Origin of the sequence: Pseudomonas fungipugnans, from assembly GCF_029955235.1 — a bacterium.
GTDB lineage: Bacteria > Pseudomonadota > Gammaproteobacteria > Pseudomonadales > Pseudomonadaceae > Aquipseudomonas > Aquipseudomonas fungipugnans.
Genome location: NZ_JARBWL010000001.1, coordinates 2,783,879 through 2,804,571, shown reverse-complemented (window position 1 = coordinate 2,804,571; position 20,693 = coordinate 2,783,879). Strand labels below are relative to the sequence as shown.

The following is a 20,693-nucleotide window of genomic DNA, read 5'->3' as shown; positions in this document are numbered from 1 at the left end:
TCGAAAGAAATGAAGACCCAGAACGGGGGCGTCAGTCAGCTGAGAAATCGAGTAAACGATGAGCAACCTGTGGCGAGTGAGCTTGTTCCCGCCGGGGCGCGAAGCGGCCTCTTTGTTCTTTCAAATAAGGCAGGGACTGCTGCGCAGTCCAGCGGGAGCAAGCTCCCTCGCCACAGGTTCTGTGCCACTTCAACTGATCGACATTACCCGCAAAGGGCAGATCCAAAAAACAAAACCCGCTCCCTGTAAAGGAGCGGGCGGGGTCGAGCTTAAGCTTGAGTCGCGTACTTGGCCAGACGCGGATCGTTCTTCAGAACGGCCAGGGTGTTGGTATGCACGTCTTCAGCGGTCACGTCCGCCTTGCTGAATATCTGCTGGAAGTGCTCGTGAGTGACGGCCGCGAAATGCGCACGGTCTTGCGGTGCCACGCCCAGTACCACGGCGTAGGTGGTCAGCGCTTCGCCGTTACCTTTGGCCATGTCCTCGGACAGCTCGTTCATCATGCCATTCATGGCAAACCAGGATTTGCCGCCGTAGGTCAGCGATGCGTTGGTCGCACAGCCGTTGGTGCCGGACGTCATACCGAACGTCGCGTTACCGGAGGTGCCGTTGGTGGTGGATGCCAGGAAGTGAGCCGGGGTGCCACGCTGACCTTCGAACAGCATGTTGCCCCAGCCGCAATCCGGACCGCCTGGCGCCTGCGCCATGGCATTGAGGGATACGACTGTGAAGAGAGTACCGAGAAGAATCCGTTTCATAGCTGTGTTCTCTTTGTGTGCATACCAATGGACAGGGGGTTTGGCGCCCAACTTGACGCCAGAGGGCCGGTTATTCGTTCCAGCCGCGCAATTTGGAGTTTAGGCACGTTCCCGTGGTTCCGTGATTTTTTGCAAAACATTCGTTGAAAACGCGTTTTTGCCCCCGCCTCGCCTGGGGATGGCGGTTTGTCTATGCTTAGCGCAACCGCGCGCCTTGCCAGTGAGGTACGGGCAGCGCCAGAATGCCGCTATCTGCCCCGCCTGATGTAAGGAAGCCCGATGCCTGATCCTGTTGCTGCCAGCTTGCGTCTAGCGCCCGAAGCGCTGACCCGTCCGTTTTCCGCTGAACAGTTCAGCTTCTCTACCACCAATGATCTGGAGCCCTTCCGCGGTGTGCTTGGCCAGGAACGTGCGGTCGAAGCCTTGCAGTTCGGTGTGGCCATGCCACGCCCCGGTTACAACGTATTCGTGATGGGTGAGCCCGGTACCGGCCGGTTTTCGTTCGTCAAACGCTACCTGAAAGCCGAAGGCAAACGCCTGCAAACTCCGGCGGACTGGGTCTACGTCAATAATTTCGATGAGCCCCGCGAGCCGCGCGCGCTAGAGCTGCCCTCGGGCACTGCCGGTGCGTTCATCGGTGATATCAACGCGTTGATCGACAACCTGCTGGCGACGTTTCCGGCGGTGTTCGAGCACCCGTCCTACCAGCAAAAGAAAAGCGCCATCGACCGTGCGTTCAACCAGCGCTACGACAAGGCTCTGGACGTGATCGAGCGCCTGGCGCTGGAGAAGGAAGTCGCGCTGTACCGCGACGCCAGCAACATCGCGTTCACGCCAATGAGCGAAGGCAAGGCGCTGGACGAGGCGGAGTTCGCCCAGTTGCCGGAAGCCGACCGCGAGCGCTTCCACGAAGATATTTCCGGTCTGGAAGAACGCCTCAACGAAGAGCTGGCCAGCCTGCCGCAATGGAAACGTGAGTCGAGCAATCAACTGCGTCAGCTCAACGAAGAAACCATCACCCTGGCCTTGCAGCCTCTGCTGGCGCCGTTGTCGCAGAAGTATGCCGAGAACGCGGCGGTGTGTGGCTACTTGCAAGCCATGCAGGTGTACCTGCTCAAAACCGTGGTCGAGCAACTGGTGGACGACAGCAAGACCGACGCCATCGCCCGCAAGTTGCTGGAAGAGCAATACGCCCCGAGTCTGGTGGTCGGTCACTCGCACAGCGGCGGCGCGCCAGTGGTGTTCGAGCCGCATCCGACCTACGAAAACCTGTTCGGCCGTATCGAATACAGCACCGATCAGGGCGCGCTTTACACCACTTATCGCCAGTTGCGGCCGGGTGCGTTGCACCGGGCCAACGGCGGTTTCCTGATCCTTGAAGCGGATAAAATGCTCAGCGAGCCGTTCGTGTGGGACGCGCTGAAACGCGCCCTGCAATCGCGCAAACTGAAAATGGAGTCGCCGCTCGGCGAGCTGGGCCGTCTGGCCACCGTGACCCTGACCCCGCAACACATCCCGCTGCAGGTCAAAGTCATCATCATTGGCGCCCGGCAGTTGTACTACACGCTGCAGGACCTCGATCCGGACTTCCAGGAGATGTTCCGTGTCCTGGTGGATTTCGACGAAGACATCCCGATGGTCGACGAGAGCCTGGAGCAATTCGCCCAGCTCCTGAAAACCCGTACCTCCGAAGAGGGCATGGCGCCGCTGACCGCTGATGCGGTGGCGCGCCTGGCGACCTACAGCGCACGGTTGGCGGAACATCAGGGACGTTTGTCGGCACGCATTGGCGACTTGTTCCAACTGGTCAGCGAAGCGGATTTCATCCGTCATCTGGCCAGCGATGAAATGACCGATGCCGGTCACATCGAACGGGCACTCAAGGCCAAGGCCACCCGCACCGGGCGCGTCTCGGCGCGGATTCTCGACGACATGCTGGCCGGGATCATCCTGATCGATACCGACGGCGCGGCCGTCGGCAAGTGCAATGGGCTGACGGTGCTGGAAGTCGGCGATTCGGCCTTCGGTGTGCCAGCACGGATTTCGGCCACGGTTTATCCGGGCGGCAGCGGTATCGTCGACATCGAGCGTGAGGTCAACCTCGGGCAGCCGATTCACTCCAAGGGCGTGATGATTCTCACCGGGTATCTGGGCAGTCGTTATGCGCAGGAATTCCCCCTGGCGATTTCCGCGAGCATCGCGCTGGAGCAGTCCTACGGTTATGTCGATGGCGACAGTGCGTCGCTGGGCGAGGCGTGCACACTGATTTCAGCGTTGTCGAAGACGCCGCTCAAGCAGTGTTTCGCCATTACCGGTTCGATCAACCAGTTCGGTGAAGTGCAGGCGGTGGGTGGGGTAAACGAGAAGATCGAAGGCTTCTTCCGTCTCTGCGAAGCTCGCGGGTTGACCGGTGAGCAAGGAGCAATTATTCCCCAGGCCAACGTTGCCACACTGATGCTCGACGAGAAGGTGTTGTCGGCGGTGCGGGCAGGGCAGTTCCATGTGTATGCGGTGCGTCAGGCTGACGAAGCGCTGAGCCTGCTGGTGGGTGAGCCGGCCGGTGCGCCGGACGCCGATGGCCAGTTTCCGGAGGGCAGCGTCAACGCGCGGGTAGTGGAGCGCCTGCGGGTGATTGCGGAAATGATCAGTGAGGAAGACCTTAAAGAGGCCGAGAAAGAGCTGGCGCAGGAGGCGTTGGTCGAGGCCAAGCCGGCGTAATCCAGCTCCGCACAGATCCCATGTGGGAGCGAGCTTGCTCGCGATGACGGACTGACATTCAACAGATGTACTGAATGAAAATCCGCTATCGCGAGCAAGCTCGCTCCCACAGGGTTTGTGTTGTTTTGCAGAGGGGGCCATCGCCAAAACGTGCCATCACTCTGGCGTCAATATTCACACAATGACCATTCGGCGCCTTCTGGTTTCGCTTTGCTTGCGCACTGCACTTTTCCTCTATTCTCAGCTCAAGGATATCGACAGTCATCACTGGATCGAGCCAGCCTTCTCGTGGAGGTTGAATACCGGATTTACCGAGGGTCGCCGCCATGTCGCGCAACCTCTGCCTTACCCGTCAATGCCTGGGTCTTGTGACCCGTATCGAGTGTGCGATCAAGCCGTTAGCCGGCGATACGGGCATGTGGACCTTACTCTTCGCCGCCGGGATGGCCGGTGAGCAGCCTTCAGCCATCAAGGCCCAAGGCCCGTTCCATGGCCCGTTTGTGGCTGAATCGATCCTCGATACCATCGTTGAAAGCCTGACGCTGCACGGCTACGAGCTGGCCGATGATCCGCAAATCTGGTGCCTGCATCTGCAAGCCCAGTTGCGGGAAATCAACGGTGGCCGTTGTCGAAACCTGGGCGGCTTCGAGTTTCGGCCTGATCATTGAGCACGACTATTGCGCGGGGTTGGACAACTGCGCTTTGTCGAGTTTGATCTCGAAACCATATTCCACGGTGGCGAGGTCGGTCCGCTGGTAAGTTTCCAGGTGAGTAGGCACGCCGTAGAAATAGTGCACGCCAAACAGCGCGGGGCCGTCGGCGCCTGCGTCATGGCTGACCGAGAGAATTTCCTTCAGGTAGTTGCCGCTGTCGTCCTTGGCAAAAAAACGCCACTCGTCAGCGGGGAAGCGCTTGAAGTCGACCACCAGTGCATTGCCTTTGAGTTCCAGGCCCTTGGGTAATTGGTGGGCGTCGAGGGCTTTCTGTTCGACGGTGGCCAGGAACAACGGCATGGAGCCCACCGCGTAGGCCGGTGTTTCCGGGAACAGGTTCAAGTCGTAGGTGATGGTGCCGCGCAACGGGTCGACCTGATAAGCCTCGGGCGGCAGTTCTATCGGCTCGTCGCGCTTGCCGTTGCTGCCTGCGGTAAAGAAGCTGACCGGGATTTCACCGGGGCTGAAGGATGTGCCCAGCAGGTCGTCGTTGAACGTGCGGATGTGTTCGAACTCGATGCGTGCCGCGCTTGGGTCGTCGACCGACTGGGTGATGCTGACGTTTTTTTGCAGTTGTTCCTCGGTCAGCGTCGCGCCCTTGAGCCAGGTCGGAGCCTGGTCGTCATACACCACTACTGGCAAGTCCAGCGGCGCAATGGTTTTGTCGGTGGTGTCGTGGTCGAAACGACGGACCGGCAGGTCGAGGTCCTTGCGGGTCACGGTGGCAGCGGAAAAGTCCAGCACGCTGACGTCCAGCGTTTCGATCGGGCCGTTGAAATACACCTTGGTGTAATGCCGGGTCTGCTGCTTTTCAAACGCAATCTGCTCGTCATCCAGCTGTTTTTCGAAGGCGTCGCTCCAGGCTTTCTGTTTTTGCATTTCCTCCAGTTGCTTGCGGTAAAAGGCAATCTGCGCGGCGGTTTCGTTAATTGACCCCGCCCGGGAAAGGAACTGCCCGGTGCTGTCTTTGGCCTGCACGATCAGCGGATTGAGTGGCGTGTCGCCGACTTCCGGGGCCAATGGCGCGCTATTGCTGAACTCGACCTCCGCGTAATTTTTTTCTAGCTTGAGCAGCGTGACGTTGAGGTTGTCGTTGGTGCGGGTCTTGCCGACATCCTTTTTCGAAAGGTCAAAACTGTAGACCCGGTGCGGCGCAATCACTTCGACCTTGCCTTGCAGGCTCAGCGGTTGGGGCTGGTTCTTGTTGTCCACCTCCACGCCTTCGACGAACGGGTAGGTCACGGTCAGATCGTCGGGGTTGGTCAGGCTGGAACTCGAAGGGCTCAGCTGGATGCCGGGATCGGTTTCCGACCATTCGGGCTGGAAGGGGATGACACGCTTGTTGCTCAGAGTGACCGATTGCCATTCCAGGCCATGAGGAAACATGAACGCGGCGGGCGCATTGAAACTGAAAGGGAATACCGGTTGCAGGTCAGTCAGGTAGTCGGAGCTGGAATCCTTGTGCAACACAAACAGGCCGTTGATGTAGGTATCGACCAGGGCTTGAGGCGTGGCGTAGTGCTTGAGTACGGCCAGGGCGTCTTCGCTGTACTCGGTTTCCACCGGCTTGCTGTCGAGCTTGAGTCGCGCCCGTTCCAGCAACAACAGCGAACCGCCCAGTTCGGAGATGGCGTCCTTCAGTTTGGGGTCCGCAATGGCATCCAGGGATTTCTCGAACTGCGCGGTTTTTTCTTCGAGGCTTACCTGGCGCTTTTCCTCCTTGGGTGAGCAGCCGCCCAGAAGCAATGTGAGGCAAAGTACGGTACTCGTGAAAGGTAATCGCACATCCATTTCCAGTCTTCCTGTCCGATAGCACTGAGCAGTCAATGTCTGGACACTAGCAGAAAAACTTTGGCATACACGTGCAGGTTGCGGATTTTCGGGCGGTTTCTGGGTGTAAGGACCGGCTGTTATACTCGCCGCCATTTCCAACCCCCCCTGTGTGAGATTCAATGGAACGCTTTATCGAAAATGCAATGTACGCCTCGCGCTGGCTGCTGGCGCCGATCTACTTCGGCTTGTCCCTCGGTCTGCTGGCGTTGGCGCTGAAATTCTTTCAGGAAGTCTTCCACGTCATCCCCAACGTGTTCTCGATGGCCGAATCGGACCTGATCCTGGTGCTGCTGTCGCTGATCGACATGGCGCTGGTGGGCGGCTTGCTGGTGATGGTGATGATTTCCGGTTACGAGAACTTCGTGTCCCAGCTGGACATCGACGAGAACAAGGAAAAGCTCAGTTGGCTGGGCACCATGGACTCGTCTTCGTTGAAAATGAAGGTGGCGGCGTCCATCGTGGCGATTTCGTCCATCCATCTGCTGCGGGTGTTCATGGATGCCAAGAACGTCGATCCCGAACATTTGAAGTGGTACGTGATCATTCACATGACCTTCGTGCTCTCGGCGTTTGCCATGGGTTATCTGGACAAGCTGACCAAGCATTGATCCTGCCGGATGTGCTATTCGTGGCAAGGAGCTTGCTCCCGCTGGGGCGCGAGGCGGCCCCCTCGTTGACTTGACGGCCGCTCCGCCGCCGAGTACGAGCAAGCTCGCTCGCTACAGGATTATTTTCCGAAACAGACAAGCGGTGGCGTTTGCGGGTTGTGCTTTGTAGCGTCGAGGCATAAGTGTGTAGGGGTCTTGGTCCACCACTTTGTGAGGTGCGTTCATGAACCTGCAAGAGTTGAATGCGTATGCCATCGCCGGAAAAGTCGATGAGCTCAACCTGATCTCGCTGGAAGGCGGTATCTACGTGCTTGAGGCCCGAATGCACGGTTCGGCGTATGCGCTGGATGACGGCCACGGTAAAACCTTCCACCTGCGTTCCGTCGAGCATGCCCGCCAGGTCCTTCAGGCCATGCCCAAACTGCCTTTTCATCTGATCCACACCTCGGTGCATGATGAAATGTGCGGGCTCGGCGCGAGCGCCGAAGAGAGTCTGAAAGTGCCGATCAGCTTCCACTCGGCGTGGTCGAGCTGACGGCCCTGATCAACCCCGTGGCATCTGTGCTAGTCTGCTGGCCCTTTTGGTTCCGGGCGTTCCGGGACGCGCTGTGCACGCACGGCAAGTTCCCGGGCCGTCCGCACAGCGGAGCAGTGTCATGTCCGAAGTAAATCTGTCCACCGACGAAACCCGCGTCAGCTACGGCATTGGCCGTCAGTTGGGCGATCAACTGCGCGACAACCCGCCACCGGGCGTCAGCCTGGACGCGATCCTGGTTGGCCTGACCGACGCCTTCGCCGGCAAGGAAAGCCGTGTTGGCCAGGAAGAAATGTCCGCCAGCTTCAAGGTTATCCGCGAAATCATGCAAGCCGAAGCGGCTGCCAAGGCTGAAGCGGCTGCTGGCGAAGGTCTGGCTTTCCTGGCTGAAAACGCCAAGCGTGACGGCATCACCACCCTGGCTTCCGGCCTGCAATTTGAAGTGCTGACTGCCGGTGAAGGCGCCAAGCCGACCCGTGAAGATCAAGTGCGTACTCACTACCACGGCACCCTGATCGACGGCACTGTGTTCGACAGCTCCTACGAGCGTGGCCAGCCTGCAGAGTTCCCGGTTGGCGGCGTGATCGCCGGCTGGACCGAAGCCCTGCAACTGATGAATGCCGGCAGCAAATGGCGTCTGTACGTGCCGAGCGAACTGGCTTACGGCGCTCAAGGCGTTGGCAGCATCCCGCCGCACAGCGTTCTGGTATTCGACGTCGAGTTGCTGGACGTTCTGTAAGACCTGCCCGATGTAACGTCGGGCTGATGTGGGAGCGACCCTGCTCGCGAAGGCGGTGTTTCAGTCAACAATGATGTTGGATGTCATGACCTCTTCGCGAGCAAGCCCGCTCCCACAGTTTTTTGCGGTGTCTCATAGTTCGATCTTATGGTTCAGTTCGCTGGTCGGACGCAACGCCCGGGCATAGCAGAACAGAAACAGGTTACGCACCAGCTCCTTGAGCACCACCGGTTCGCTGGAACTCAAGCCGCTGACATCCAGATCACCTTGATCCTGCAACTCGTGCAGGGCCTCTTCTTCCAGTACCGCACAGACTTCTCCGGTTTCCCGATGCAGAATCCTCAGATAAGGGTGTGGGCGGTCCAGCCAGGCATCGATCAAATAAGTCATGGGTTCATCTCCATTGAAAGGGTTTCAATGAGAATAATTCTTATTCATCAAATAGCAAGCGCCTATTGGCGGTTTGTGCTTTTTTGTGGGTAAAAATTGCGTAAGGTCAAAACGACTGGCGTTTGGCTATTGCGAGGAAATGCGAGGAGGCGGCGGGGCGGGCGAAGCTCCATCCCGCAGCAGGCGCGGGATGGAAAACAACAGGTTCAGACCTTTCTGACGAACTCGGACTTGAGCTTCATCGGGCCGATGCCGTCGATCTTGCAGTCGATGTCGTGATCGCCATCGCACAGGCGGATGTTCTTGACCTTGGTGCCGACCTTGACCACCAGCGACGTGCCCTTGACCTTGAGGTCCTTGATCACGGTGATGGTGTCGCCGTCCTGCAGGACGTTGCCCACCGAATCCTTTTTCACGGCGTCGTCGGACGCCACTTCAGCTTCGCCGCTGGCGGACCACTCGTGGGCGCACTCGGGGCAGATCAGCTGTGCGCCGTCTTCGTAGGTGTATTCGGAATTGCATTTCGGGCAGGGTGGCAACGTGCTCACTAAGGCTCCTTGGATTGAGGATCGCTAAAAGTCGCACATTGTATAGGGTTTTAGCCAGGAGGTGGGGCAACGCTATCCTTGTGGGAGCCGGGCTTGCCCGCGATGCAGGCGCCTCGGTGAGTCAGATGCGCTGCGATGATGCCATCGCAGGCAAGCCAGCTCCCACAAGAGCTGGTTTGCACCAGATGGCTTCAGTGCGTACGAGCTACCGCAAACTCGCTCAACTCAACCAGTGCATCACGATATTCACTGGCTGGCAGCGCTTCAAGGCACTTGATCGCCCGGGCGACGTAGTCGCGGGCCAGCTGCGCGGTATATTCCAGCGAGCCAGACGCCTCAACGGCCTCGCGAATGCTCTCCAGGTCTTCAATGCCGCCTTTCTGGATCGCCTGGCGCACCAGTGCCGCCTGTTCGGGTGTGCCTTCGCGCATGGTGTAGATCAACGGCAGGGTCGGCTTGCCTTCGGCCAGGTCGTCACCGACGTTCTTGCCCAGGGTTTGCGCGTCGCCTTTGTAATCGAGCAGGTCATCGACCAGCTGGAAAGCCACGCCCAGGTGATCACCGAAAGTACGCAGCGCTTCGCTCTGCTCCGGTGTGGCTTCACACAGGGCTGCCGCGCTGTGGGTCGAGGCCTCGAAGAGCATCGCGGTCTTGCCGCGGATGACTTCCATGTAGGTTTCTTCGGTGGTGCTGGCGTCACGGACCTTCGACAGCTGCAACACTTCGCCTTCAGCGATGATGCGCGTGGCCTGGGAAAGGATCTTCATCACTGGCATGGAGCCCAGCTCGACCATCATTTCGAAGGAGCGCGAATACAGGAAGTCGCCCACCAGCACGCTTGGCGCGTTGCCCCACATGGCGTTGGCAGTCGAGCGACCGCGGCGCATGCCGGACATGTCGACGACGTCATCGTGCAGCAGGGTGGCGGTGTGCAGGAATTCGATAGTAGCGGCCAGCAGGCGCAGGTCATCGCCTTCGCGGCCCAGGGCCTTGCCACACAGCAGCACTAATAAAGGACGCAGGCGTTTACCGCCGGCCGAGGTAATGTAGTCGCCGATTTTCGATACCAGCGGCACTCGGGAAGTCAGCTGCTTCTTGATGATGCCGTCGACGGCGCTAAAATCGTCCGCCACCGCGCGGTAGAAAGCTTGGGGTTGCATCAGCGACAGTTGCTCCAGAAGGGTTGCGCGGCATGCTAGGACCCACGTCCGGGCCTGTCAAGGCGCGATGGACGGCCCCTTGCAAGCTTCTGCTGCCTTGCGTACAATCGCGCACCCTGAACTTCCTGGGCAGCACCTGCCTTACGCAATTGCAATCGGGCCTTCCAGCCCAATGCAGCCATGCCAGCCAATACCTCTTCTTATAAAGAGCTGGGTGAGCAGGATTATCGGAGAAATACCATGTCTTATGCAGTAATCGTTACTGGTGGCAAGCAGTACAAAGTTGCTCCAGGTGAATACCTGAAGATCGAAAAACTGGAAATCGCTACCGGCGAATCCGTGACTTTTGATCGCGTTCTGTTGGTTGCCAATGGCGACGACGTGAATATCGGCGCTCCAGTTGTTCCTGGCGCTACCGTTGTGGCTGAAGTGATCTCCCAAGGTCGTCACGATAAAATCCGCATCATCAAGTTCCGTCGTCGTAAGCACCACATGAAGCGTATGGGCCACCGCCAGTGGTACACCGAGATCAAAATCACCGGTATTCAGGCTTAATTTCAGCCTAATTCCTCACTAGGAGAATTGACTCATGGCACACAAAAAAGCTGGTGGTAGTACCCGTAACGGTCGCGACTCAGAAGCCAAACGCCTTGGCGTGAAGATGTATGGCGGCCAGGTTATCATTCCGGGCAACATCATCGTGCGTCAGCGCGGCACCCAATTCCACGCTGGCTACGGCGTTGGCATGGGCAAAGATCACACTCTGTTCGCTAAAATCGACGGCGTGATCAAGTTCGAAGTAAAAGGCGCTTTCAACCGCCGTTACGTGAGCATTGTCCCGAAGACTGCAGTCGTCGCGGCATAATTACGTAGTTGCTGGAAAAGCCCTGTCTTGCGACGGGGCTTTTTCGTTTGTGGGGTGAGTCTCTTGCAAAGCTGTTTGTGATGGGCTCCAGCGCTGGATTTGCGGTCGTTGATTGAGGTCGCTGCGCTCATTTTTGCAAGAGTCTTATGTCTAGATTTTTTCGGCTCGTCCGTATGACGAGAGGCGTTTTGTTATGAAGTTTGTTGATGAAGTATCGATTCGAGTAAAAGCCGGCGACGGCGGCAACGGTTGCATGAGCTTCCGTCGCGAGAAATTCATTGAAAATGGCGGCCCTAACGGCGGCGACGGTGGCGACGGCGGTTCGGTCTACATGATTGCCGACGAAAACCTCAACACCCTGGTGGACTACCGTTACACCCGGCACTTCGATGCCGAGCGCGGTTCCAACGGCGGCAGCACTGACTGCACCGGCAGGAAAGGTGAAGAGTTGGTGCTGCGCGTGCCGGTCGGCACCACGGTAATCGACTCCGCTACCCAGGAAGTGATCGGCGACCTGACCAAGGCCGGCCAGCGTCTGCTGGTGGCTCATGGCGGCTGGCACGGCCTGGGTAACACCCGTTTCAAATCCAGTACCAACCGCGCTCCGCGTCAGACCACTCCGGGTAAGCCGGGTGAGGCGCGTGACCTCAAGCTGGAAATGAAAGTGCTGGCCGACGTCGGTCTGCTGGGTTTGCCGAACGCCGGCAAAAGTACCTTCATCCGCTCGGTATCGGCCGCCAAGCCGAAAGTTGCCGACTACCCGTTCACCACGCTGGTGCCGAACCTGGGCGTGGTCAGTGTTGATCGCTGGAAGAGCTTCGTGGTCGCGGACATTCCGGGCCTGATCGAAGGTGCTTCCGACGGCGCGGGCCTGGGGATTCGCTTCCTCAAGCACTTGTCGCGTACCCGTTTGCTGCTGCACCTCGTGGACATGGCGCCGCTGGATGACGCCAGCGCACCGGATGCCGCTGAAGTGATCGTCAGCGAACTGACCAAGTTCAGCCCGTCCCTGGCCGAGCGTGATCGCTGGTTGGTGCTGAACAAGTGCGACCAGATCCTTGAAGAAGAGCACGATGCTCGCGTCAAGGAAATCGTCGATCGCCTGGAATGGACTGGTCCGGTCTACGTGATCTCGGCCATCTCCAAGCTGGGTACCGAGCGTCTGTGCCACGACATCATGCGTTACATGGAAGATCGTGCCGACCGCCTGGCCAACGACCCGGCTTACAAGGAAGAGCTGGCCGACCTCGATCAGCGTATCGAAGACGAAGCCCGTGCTCAGTTGCAGGCGCTGGATGATCAGCGTGCCCTGCGTCGCAGCGGCGTGAAGTCGGTCCACGACATCGGCGACGATGACTGGGACGAAGAAGATGTGGATGATGAAGACGGTCCGGAAATCATTTACGTGCGCGACTGATTCGTTGCAGTAAACTTGAACGCCGCTCAATCGAGCGGCGTTTTGGTATCTGGAAATCGGTAGTCACGAATAACGTCATGGGCAGCGCTGGGTCGCGCTGTCCTCAAGCTAGGGTTGAAGATGATGCGGAGCAAGGTGACAGGTGCGCAGCGTTGGGTCGTGAAAATCGGCAGCGCTTTGCTGACGGCGGACGGCAAGGGCCTGGATCGCGCGGCAATGGGTGTCTGGGTTGAACAGATGGTGGCCTTGCATGAGGCGGGCGTCGAGCTGGTGCTGGTGTCCTCCGGGGCGGTGGCGGCCGGCATGAGCCGTCTGGGCTGGACCGTACGACCCAGTGCAATGCACGAATTGCAGGCTGCTGCCGCCATCGGCCAGATGGGGTTGGTGCAGGCCTGGGAGTCGAGCTTCGGCGAGCATGGCCGGCACACTGCGCAGATTCTCCTGACTCACGATGACTTGTCCGATCGCAAGCGCTACCTCAATGCCCGCAGCACCCTGCGCGCACTGGTGGAGCTCAAGGTCATTCCAGTGATCAACGAGAACGACACCGTGGTCACCGACGAAATCCGTTTCGGCGACAACGATACGCTGGCGGCGCTGGTGGCCAACCTGGTCGAAGCTGATCTGCTGGTGATCCTGACGGATCGCGATGGCATGTTCGACGCCGATCCGCGCAACAATCCGGATGCCAAGCTGATTTACGAGGCGCGTGCCGATGATCCGGCGCTGGATGCGGTGGCGGGCGGTACGGGCGGCGCGCTCGGTCGTGGCGGCATGCAGACCAAGCTGCGTGCAGCGCGTCTGGCGGCGCGCTCCGGTGCGCACACCATCATCGTCGGTGGGCGTCTGGAACGCGTGCTGGATCGCCTCAAGGCGGGCGAGCGCATCGGTACGCTGCTGTCGCCTGAGCGCGGCATGCTGGCGGCGCGCAAGCAGTGGCTGGCGGGGCATCTGCAAACCCGTGGCACGCTGGTGCTGGACGAGGGTGCTGTTACGGCGCTGTCTCAAGGCAACAAGAGTTTGCTGCCGGTTGGCGTCAAGTTGGTCCAGGGCAGCTTCCGTCGTGGTGAGATGGTGGTCTGCGTGGCGCCGGACGGTCGAGAGATCGCTCGTGGCCTGGCCAACTACAGTGCGCTGGAAGCACAAAAAATCATTGGGCAGTCGTCAGAGGCGATTGTCGGTCTGTTGGGTTACATGGCGGAGCCGGAACTGGTCCATCGCGATAACCTGATCCTGGTCTGAAGGAAGGAATACCTCAATGCGCATCGCAAAAGGATTGATGGGGCTGCTGTTGGCAATGCCGCTGCTGGCCTCGGCCGAAGAAATTGGCCAGGTGTCGACGGTGTTCAAGTTCGTCGGCCCGAATGACCGGATCGTGGTCGAGGCTTTCGATGATCCCAAGGTCGACGGTGTGACCTGCTATCTGTCCCGTGCCAAGACTGGCGGCGTGAAAGGCGGGTTGGGTCTGGCTGAAGATCGCGCCGAGGCGTCCATCGCTTGCCGCCAGGTCGGCCCGATCAGCTTCAAGGGCGAGCTGAAGGATGGTGAAGAGGTGTTCAAGGAGCGCACTTCGCTGGTGTTCAAGACCATGCAGGTGGTGCGGTTCCTCGACAAGAAGCGCAATACGCTGGTTTACCTGGTCTACAGCGATCGTTTGATCGAGGGTAGTCCGCAGAATGCGGTAACGGCGATTCCGATTCTGCCGTGGACGCACGCTCAATAAGTTAAAGAAGATCCAAGTGTGGGAGCGAGCCTGCTCGCGAAGGCAGTGTGTCAGTTTATGCATTAGTGAGCTGACGCGCCGCCTTCGCGAGCAGGCTCGCTCCCACATTTTTTTGTGGTGGGCTCACTGAATCGCAGGCAATAAAAAACCGACCCTAAGGTCGGTTTTTTTCACAAGCTTATCGCTTATGCGGCAACAGCAAGGTTCAGAGCCTTGACGTGACCGTTCAGGCGGCTCTTATGACGAGCTGCCTTGTTCTTGTGGATGATGCCTTTATCGGCCATACGGTCGATAACTGGCACAGCCAGAACGTAAGCTGCTTGAGCTTTTTCAGCGTCTTTTGCGTCGATGGCCTTAACTACATTCTTGATGTAGGTACGAACCATGGAACGCAGGCTGGCGTTGTGGCTGCGACGCTTCTCAGCCTGTTTTGCACGTTTTTTGGCGGAAGGTGTGTTGGCCACCGTCGAGCTCCTCGAAAGACTTTTTAGGAAATAGCAAACAAAATAGGCCGCGAATCATGCCGATGAGTTGATGTCTTGTCAAGGGCGGTTGAGACGTTCCGCTAAGTGGTAGGTATAAAGAGGCGGGATATTTATTTCCGGCGCTTGACCTGTAAACTCGCGAGCTTTGGCTCTGTGCTGCTGCGGCGCGGAGTATCGCATAAGTAGGCGCTTTGTTCGCCTGCTGTTTATCGACAGGCACAAACTCTTTCAATGAATCTGCTCAAATCGTTGGCCGCCGTCAGCTCTATCACGATGCTTTCCCGTGTTTTGGGCTTCGTTCGTGACACCCTCATCGCTCGTACATTTGGTGCGGGGATGGCGACGGACGCCTTCTTTATCGCCTTCAAGCTGCCCAATCTGCTGCGGCGAATCTTTGCCGAAGGGGCATTTTCCCAGGCGTTTGTGCCGATTCTGGCCGAATACAAAAGTCAGAAGGGCGAGGAGGCGACACGCACGTTCATCGCCTATGTCTCGGGCCTGCTGACCCTGGTGCTGGCGCTGGTCACCGCGTTGGGCATGCTCGCCGCGCCATGGGTGATCTGGGCCACGGCGCCGGGCTTCACTGACACGCCGGAAAAATTCGAACTGACGTCCAGCCTGCTGCGGGTGACTTTCCCCTACATATTGCTGATCTCCCTGTCGTCGCTGGCCGGTGCGATTCTCAATACGTACAACCGTTTCTCGGTGCCGGCGTTTGTGCCGACCTTGCTCAACGTCAGCATGATTATTTTTTCGGTGTTCCTGACCCCGTATTTCAATCCGCCGGTCATGGCGCTCGGTTGGGCGGTGCTGGTGGGCGGTCTGGCACAGTTGCTCTATCAACTGCCACACCTGAAAAAGATCGGCATGCTGGTGCTGCCACGCTTGAATCTGCGTGACAGCGGCGTCTGGCGCGTGATGAAACAGATGCTGCCGGCGATTCTTGGTGTGTCCGTGAGCCAGATTTCCCTGATCATCAACACCATTTTTGCGTCGTTTCTGGTGGCCGGTTCGGTGTCGTGGATGTATTACGCCGACCGTCTGATGGAATTGCCGTCCGGTGTGCTGGGCGTGGCACTGGGCACGATTCTGTTGCCGACACTGGCCAAGACTTACGCCAGCAAGGACCGGCACGAATATTCACGCATTCTCGACTGGGGCCTGCGCCTGTGCTTCGTGCTGGTGCTGCCGTGCTCCCTGGCGCTGGGAATTCTGGCGGAGCCGTTGACCGTTTCGCTGTTCCAGTACGGTCAGTTCAGTGCGTTTGATGCCTCCATGACCCAGCGGGCGCTGGTCGCATATTCTGTCGGGTTGCTCGGGATTATCGTGATCAAGGTGCTGGCGCCGGGCTTTTATGCGCAACAAAACATCCGCACCCCGGTAAAAATCGCGATTTTCACCTTGATCATCACTCAACTGTTCAACCTGGTGCTGATTGGCCCGTTGGCTCACGCTGGCCTGGCCTTGGCGATCAGCGCCGGTGCCTGTATCAATGCCGGGCTGCTGTTTTATCAGCTGCGCAAGCAGCAGATGTATCAGCCGCAGCCGGGCTGGGGAAAGTTCGGGCTCAAGCTGGTCGTGGCAGTGCTGGTGATGTCGGCGGTGTTGCTCGCCGGGATGCATTTCATGCCGGCCTGGGACCAGGGCCACATGCTGGAGCGCTTCATGCGTCTGGGCGCTCTGGTGGTCGCGGGCGTGGTGAGCTATTTCGGCATGTTGCTGCTGATGGGCTTCCGCCTGCGCGACTTCAATCGCAAGGCGCTGAGCTGAGGTTACGACCTCGATAAACACGGGCGGGCCGACAGTTTTGTCGGCTCGATCACTTTGGGTTACGGTGTTGCCTGTCGTCGGCCGCCGGGTGTGGTTATAATCGACCACTTTATGAGCAAGAAGCGCGTTATGCAGCTGGTTCGAGGCCTCCACAACCTGCGCCCCCAGCATCGGGGCTGTGTCGCCACTATTGGCAACTTTGACGGTGTTCACCGTGGTCACCAGGCTATCCTGGCCCGGCTGCGTGAACGTGCGCTTGAGTTGAACGTACCCAGCTGCGTGGTGATTTTCGAGCCGCAGCCGCGGGAGTTCTTTGCCCCCGAGACTGCGCCGGCCCGTCTGGCCCGCTTGCGGGACAAGCTGCAATTGCTGGCCGACGAAGGTGTCGACCGGGTCTTGTGCCTGGCCTTCAACCAGCGTCTGAGCAAGCTCAGCGCCAGCGAATTTGTCGACACCATTCTGGTCGACGGCCTGGGCGTGCAGCATCTGGAGGTCGGTGACGATTTCCGTTTCGGGTGCGATCGGGTAGGGGATTTCGATTTCCTGCAACAAGCCGGTGTGATGCAGGGTTTTACCGTCGAGGCGGCACAAACTGTCGAGCTGGACGGTATTCGTGTCAGCAGCACGCAAGTGCGCAACGCCCTGGCCGCCGCCGATTTTACCCTGGCCGAGCGTTTGCTCGGTCGTCCGTTCCGGATCGCGGGGCGGGTGTTGCACGGTCAGAAACTGGCGCGCCAGTTGGGTACGCCCACGGCCAACGTGCAGCTCAAGCGCCGTCGCGTGCCGTTGACCGGGGTGTATCTGGTCAACGTCGACATCGACGGCAAGACCTGGCCAGGCGTCGCCAACATCGGCGTGCGGCCAACGGTCCAGGGTGATGGCAAGGCCCACCTGGAAGTGCATCTTTTAGATTTTGCCGGCGATTTGTATGACCGGCGTTTGACGGTGGTTTTCCACCACAAGCTGCGTGAAGAGCAGCGTTTCGCCTCTCTGGAGGCGCTTAAGACGGCGATCAACGCGGATGTCGCCGCCGCCCGTGCCGAAGTTGCACGTACCCATAGCGCCAATCGCTAATGAAGAGCCTTAAATGACCGACTATAAAGCCACGCTAAACCTTCCGGACACCGCCTTCCCAATGAAGGCCGGCCTGCCACAGCGCGAACCGCAGATTCTGCAGCGCTGGGACAGTATTGGCCTGTACGGTAAGTTGCGCGAGATTGGCAAGGATCGTCCGAAGTTCGTACTTCACGACGGTCCTCCGTACGCCAACGGCACGATTCACATCGGTCATGCGCTGAACAAGATTCTCAAGGACATGATCATCCGCTCGAAAACCCTTTCGGGCTTCGACGCACCCTACGTACCGGGCTGGGACTGCCACGGTCTGCCGATTGAACACAAGGTCGAAGTGACCCACGGCAAGAACCTGGGCGCGGACAATACCCGCGAACTGTGTCGTGCCTACGCCACCGAGCAGATCGAAGGCCAGAAGTCCGAGTTCATCCGTCTGGGTGTGCTGGGCGACTGGGCCAACCCGTACAAGACCATGGACTTCAAGAACGAGGCCGGTGAAATCCGCGCCCTCGCCGAAATCGTCAAGGGCGGTTTCGTGTTCAAGGGCCTCAAGCCTGTGAACTGGTGCTTCGATTGCGGTTCGGCCTTGGCCGAAGCAGAAGTCGAGTACGAGAACAAGAAGTCCTCGACCATCGACGTGGCATTCCCGATTGCCGACGAAGCCAAACTGGCTGAAGCGTTCGGCCTGCCATCGCTGGCCAAGCCTGCCGCTATCGTGATCTGGACCACCACCCCGTGGACCATCCCGGCCAACCAGGCGCTGAACGTTCACCCGGAATTCAACTACGCCCTGGTCGACGTCGGCGACAAACTGCTGGTGCTGGCTGAAGAGCTGGTCGAGTCGTGCCTGGCGCGTTACAGCCTGGAAGGCTCGGTCATCGCGACCACTACTGGCAAGGCGCTGGAGCTGATCAACTTCCGTCACCCGTTCTACGATCGCCTGTCGCCAGTTTACCTGGCCGAGTATGTTGAACTGGGCGCTGGCACTGGCGTGGTTCACTCCGCCCCGGCCTACGGCGTGGACGACTTCGTGACCTGCAAAGCCTATGGCATGGTCAACGACGACATCCTCAACCCGGTGCAAAGCAACGGCGTGTACGCGACGTCGCTGGAGTTCTTCGGCGGCCAGTTCATCTGGAAAGCCAACCCGGCGATCGTCGACAAACTGTCCGAAGTCGGTGCGCTGATGCACACCACCGTCATTGAACACAGCTACATGCACTGCTGGCGTCACAAGACCCCGCTGATCTACCGCGCCACCGCGCAGTGGTTCATCGGCATGGACAAAGAGCCAGCAACCGGCGAAACCCTGCGCAAGCGGGCGATCAAGGCCATTGAAGAGACCAAATTCGTTCCGGCCTGGGGCCAGGCGCGTCTGCATTCGATGATCGCCAACCGTCCGGACTGGTGCATCTCCCGTCAGCGCAACTGGGGCGTGCCGATCCCGTTCTTCCTGAACAAGGAAAGCGGCGAGTTGCATCCACGCACCGTTGAATTGATGGAACAAGTGGCCCAGCGCGTCGAAGTCGAAGGCATCGAAGCCTGGTTCAAGATGGACGCCGCCGAGTTGCTGGGCGACGAAGCGCCGCTGTACGACAAGATCAGTGACACCCTGGACGTCTGGTTCGATTCGGGTACCACGCACTGGCACGTCCTGCGCGGTTCGCACCCGATGGGCCACGAAACCGGTCCGCGTGCCGACCTGTACCTGGAAGGCTCGGACCAACACCGTGGCTGGTTCCACTCCTCGTTGCTGACCGGTTGCGCCATCGACAACCACGCGCCGTACCGCGAGCTGCTGACCCACGGTTTCACCGTGGACGAGGCGGGCCGCAAGATGTCCAAGTCCCTGGGCAACGTGATCGCGCCGCAGAAAGTCAACGACACCCTGGGCGCCGACATCATGCGTCTGTGGGTCGCTTCGACCGACTACTCCGGTGAAATGGCGGTTTCCGATCAGATCCTGCAACGCAGTGCGGACGCTTACCGGCGTATCCGTAACACCGCGCGCTTCCTGCTCTCCAACCTGACCGGTTTCAACCCGGCCACCGACATCCTGCCGGCCGAGGAAATGCTCGCCCTGGACCGTTGGGCCGTGGACCGCACCCTGCTGCTGCAACGCGAGCTGCAAGAGCACTACGGTGAATACCGCTTCTGGAACGTCTACTCCAAGATCCACAACTTCTGCGTGCAGGAGCTGGGCGGTTTCTACCTGGACATCATCAAGGATCGTCAGTACACCACTGGCGCCAACAGCAAGGCTCGCCGTTCGGCGCAAACCGCGCTGTATCACATCAGTGAAGCGCTGGTGCGCTGGATTGCACCGATCCTGGCGTTCACCGCCGACGAACTGTGGGAATACCTGCCTGGCGAGCGCAACGAATCGGTGATGCTCAACACCTGGTACGAAGGCCTGACCGAATTGCCGGAAGGCGTCGAGCTGGGCCGCGCCTATTGGGAGCGGATCATGGCGGTGAAGGTCGCGGTCAACAAGGAAATGGAAATCCAGCGCGCGGCCAAGGCCGTCGGTGGCAACCTGCAAGCCGAAGTGACCCTGTTCGCCGAAGAAGCGCTGAGCGCCGACCTGGCCAAGCTGAGCAACGAACTGCGTTTCGTACTGATTACCTCGACCGCCACCGTTGCCCCATTTGTACAGGCTCCGGCCGATGCTGTGGTCACCGAAGTCAGCGGCCTGAAGCTGAAAATCGTCAAGTCGGCCTTCGCCAAGTGCGCCCGTTGCTGGCACTGCCGTGAAGACGTTGGCGTGAACCCGGAGCATCCGGAAATCTGCGGTCGTTGCGTCGACAACATCAGCGGCGCCGGCGAGGTACGTCACTATGCCTAATGCTGCTGGCCGTTTCGGACGGTTGAGCTGGCTGTGGTTGAGCGTGCTGGTCCTGGTCATTGACCAGGCCAGCAAGTTCTACTTCGAAGGCAAGCTTGAGATGTATCAGCAAATCGTGGTGATCCCCGATTTGTTCAGCTGGACCCTGGCCTACAACACTGGCGCGGCATTCAGTTTCCTGGCCGACAGCTCCGGCTGGCAGCGCTGGTTGTTTGCGTTGATCGCGGTCGTGGTCAGCGCGGTGCTGGTGGTGTGGCTAAAGCGTCTGGGGCGCAACGAAACCTGGCTGGCCGTCGCTCTGGCGCTGGTGCTGGGTGGCGCGCTGGGCAATCTGTATGACCGCATCGCCCTGGGTCATGTGATCGATTTCATTCTGGTGCATTGGCAGAACCGCTGGTATTTCCCGGCGTTCAATTTTGCCGACAGTGCCATCAGCGTAGGTGCTGTCATGCTTGCGCTGGATATGTTCAAAAGTAAAAAAACCGGAGAAACCGTTCATGACTGAACAGGTA

The 20,693-nt window shown here is 59.2% G+C and carries 20 protein-coding genes; 14 read left to right on the top strand and 6 right to left on the bottom strand.

Annotated elements, in window-relative coordinates; all coding sequences use genetic code 11:
• Positions 1-269: 269 nt before the first annotated feature.
• Positions 270-758 carry a DUF3015 domain-containing protein gene (locus POF45_RS11705; protein ID WP_259496755.1) on the bottom strand — a complete coding sequence of 163 codons (489 nt, stop codon included), beginning with the start codon at positions 756-758 and terminating at the stop codon, positions 270-272.
• Between the two features lie 279 nt (positions 759-1,037).
• On the opposite strand from POF45_RS11705, the gene POF45_RS11700 reads away from it, so the two are divergent.
• Both POF45_RS11700 and POF45_RS11695 read left to right on the top strand, forming a co-directional pair.
• Positions 1,038-3,476, top strand: coding sequence for a Lon protease family protein (locus tag POF45_RS11700; protein WP_282315717.1), 2,439 nt, complete (start codon positions 1,038-1,040; stop codon positions 3,474-3,476).
• Positions 3,477-3,802: 326 nt separating this feature from the next.
• The gene (locus tag POF45_RS11695) at positions 3,803-4,144 is read left to right on the top strand and encodes a PA4575 family protein (RefSeq protein WP_017340866.1); all 342 of its coding nucleotides are present in this window, start codon (positions 3,803-3,805) and stop codon (positions 4,142-4,144) included.
• Between the two features lie 6 nt (positions 4,145-4,150).
• Here the strand turns inward: POF45_RS11695 and POF45_RS11690 are convergent, their stop codons facing one another.
• Positions 4,151-5,980 (bottom strand): hypothetical protein, encoded by a 1,830-nt coding sequence (locus tag POF45_RS11690; RefSeq protein WP_259496752.1) that lies wholly within the window; start codon positions 5,978-5,980, stop codon positions 4,151-4,153.
• Positions 5,981-6,141: 161 nt separating this feature from the next.
• Between POF45_RS11690 and POF45_RS11685 the strand changes: the two genes are divergently transcribed.
• The 3 genes from POF45_RS11685 (at position 6,142) to bamJ (ending at position 7,904) form a co-directional block, all read left to right on the top strand.
• On the top strand, positions 6,142-6,630 hold the full coding sequence (locus POF45_RS11685; protein ID WP_259496751.1) for a TIGR00645 family protein: 489 nt from the start codon (positions 6,142-6,144) through the stop codon (positions 6,628-6,630).
• A 223-nt stretch (positions 6,631-6,853) separates the two neighbouring features.
• On the top strand, positions 6,854-7,165 hold the full coding sequence (locus tag POF45_RS11680) for a DUF6482 family protein (RefSeq protein ID WP_259496750.1): 312 nt from the start codon (positions 6,854-6,856) through the stop codon (positions 7,163-7,165).
• Between the two features lie 121 nt (positions 7,166-7,286).
• Positions 7,287-7,904 carry a BamJ family beta-barrel-assembly machinery protein gene (bamJ, locus tag POF45_RS11675; RefSeq protein WP_259496749.1) on the top strand — a complete coding sequence of 206 codons (618 nt, stop codon included), beginning with the start codon at positions 7,287-7,289 and terminating at the stop codon, positions 7,902-7,904.
• 132 nt (positions 7,905-8,036) lie between these two features.
• Here bamJ and POF45_RS11670 read toward each other — a convergent pair whose 3' ends face one another.
• The 3 genes from POF45_RS11670 to POF45_RS11660 all read right to left on the bottom strand — a co-directional run bounded on the left by POF45_RS11670 (position 8,037) and on the right by POF45_RS11660 (position 10,002).
• Positions 8,037-8,294: a PA4570 family protein gene (locus tag POF45_RS11670; RefSeq protein ID WP_259496747.1), complete on the bottom strand. Its 258-nt coding sequence runs from the start codon at positions 8,292-8,294 to the stop codon at positions 8,037-8,039.
• A 206-nt stretch (positions 8,295-8,500) separates the two neighbouring features.
• On the bottom strand, positions 8,501-8,842 hold the full coding sequence (locus POF45_RS11665; protein WP_025108781.1) for a zinc ribbon domain-containing protein YjdM: 342 nt from the start codon (positions 8,840-8,842) through the stop codon (positions 8,501-8,503).
• 191 nt (positions 8,843-9,033) lie between these two features.
• Positions 9,034-10,002 (bottom strand): polyprenyl synthetase family protein, encoded by a 969-nt coding sequence (locus POF45_RS11660; RefSeq protein WP_259496745.1) that lies wholly within the window; start codon positions 10,000-10,002, stop codon positions 9,034-9,036.
• A 240-nt stretch (positions 10,003-10,242) separates the two neighbouring features.
• On the opposite strand from POF45_RS11660, the gene rplU reads away from it, so the two are divergent.
• From rplU to POF45_RS11635, 5 genes are all read left to right on the top strand, one after another.
• Complete coding sequence (gene rplU, locus POF45_RS11655; protein ID WP_003443915.1) at positions 10,243-10,557, top strand: 50S ribosomal protein L21; 315 nt, start codon at positions 10,243-10,245, stop codon at positions 10,555-10,557.
• Between the two features lie 34 nt (positions 10,558-10,591).
• Positions 10,592-10,867, top strand: a complete 276-nt coding sequence (gene rpmA / locus POF45_RS11650) for a 50S ribosomal protein L27 (RefSeq protein ID WP_046048788.1) — start codon at positions 10,592-10,594, stop codon at positions 10,865-10,867.
• Between the two features lie 193 nt (positions 10,868-11,060).
• Positions 11,061-12,284 carry an Obg family GTPase CgtA gene (gene cgtA, locus POF45_RS11645; protein WP_259496741.1) on the top strand — a complete coding sequence of 408 codons (1,224 nt, stop codon included), beginning with the start codon at positions 11,061-11,063 and terminating at the stop codon, positions 12,282-12,284.
• A gap of 123 nt (positions 12,285-12,407) precedes the next feature.
• Entirely contained in the window at positions 12,408-13,526 is a 1,119-nt protein-coding gene (proB, locus tag POF45_RS11640; protein WP_259503274.1) for a glutamate 5-kinase, read from the top strand.
• Positions 13,527-13,542: 16 nt separating this feature from the next.
• The gene (locus tag POF45_RS11635; RefSeq protein WP_259496738.1) at positions 13,543-14,007 is read left to right on the top strand and encodes a CreA family protein; all 465 of its coding nucleotides are present in this window, start codon (positions 13,543-13,545) and stop codon (positions 14,005-14,007) included.
• A 185-nt stretch (positions 14,008-14,192) separates the two neighbouring features.
• Here POF45_RS11635 and rpsT read toward each other — a convergent pair whose 3' ends face one another.
• Positions 14,193-14,471 carry a 30S ribosomal protein S20 gene (gene rpsT, locus POF45_RS11630; protein WP_008154937.1) on the bottom strand — a complete coding sequence of 93 codons (279 nt, stop codon included), beginning with the start codon at positions 14,469-14,471 and terminating at the stop codon, positions 14,193-14,195.
• 252 nt (positions 14,472-14,723) lie between these two features.
• Between rpsT and murJ the strand changes: the two genes are divergently transcribed.
• The 4 genes from murJ (at position 14,724) to lspA (ending at position 20,686) form a co-directional block, all read left to right on the top strand.
• On the top strand, positions 14,724-16,262 hold the full coding sequence (murJ, locus tag POF45_RS11625; protein WP_259496737.1) for a murein biosynthesis integral membrane protein MurJ: 1,539 nt from the start codon (positions 14,724-14,726) through the stop codon (positions 16,260-16,262).
• A gap of 129 nt (positions 16,263-16,391) precedes the next feature.
• Positions 16,392-17,336 (top strand): bifunctional riboflavin kinase/FAD synthetase, encoded by a 945-nt coding sequence (gene ribF / locus POF45_RS11620; RefSeq protein WP_259496735.1) that lies wholly within the window; start codon positions 16,392-16,394, stop codon positions 17,334-17,336.
• Between the two features lie 13 nt (positions 17,337-17,349).
• Entirely contained in the window at positions 17,350-20,181 is a 2,832-nt protein-coding gene (gene ileS, locus POF45_RS11615; protein ID WP_282315715.1) for an isoleucine--tRNA ligase, read from the top strand.
• On the top strand, positions 20,174-20,686 hold the full coding sequence (gene lspA / locus POF45_RS11610; protein ID WP_259496732.1) for a signal peptidase II: 513 nt from the start codon (positions 20,174-20,176) through the stop codon (positions 20,684-20,686). Before ileS ends, lspA begins: the two co-directional genes overlap by 8 nt.
• Positions 20,687-20,693 lie beyond the last annotated feature (7 nt).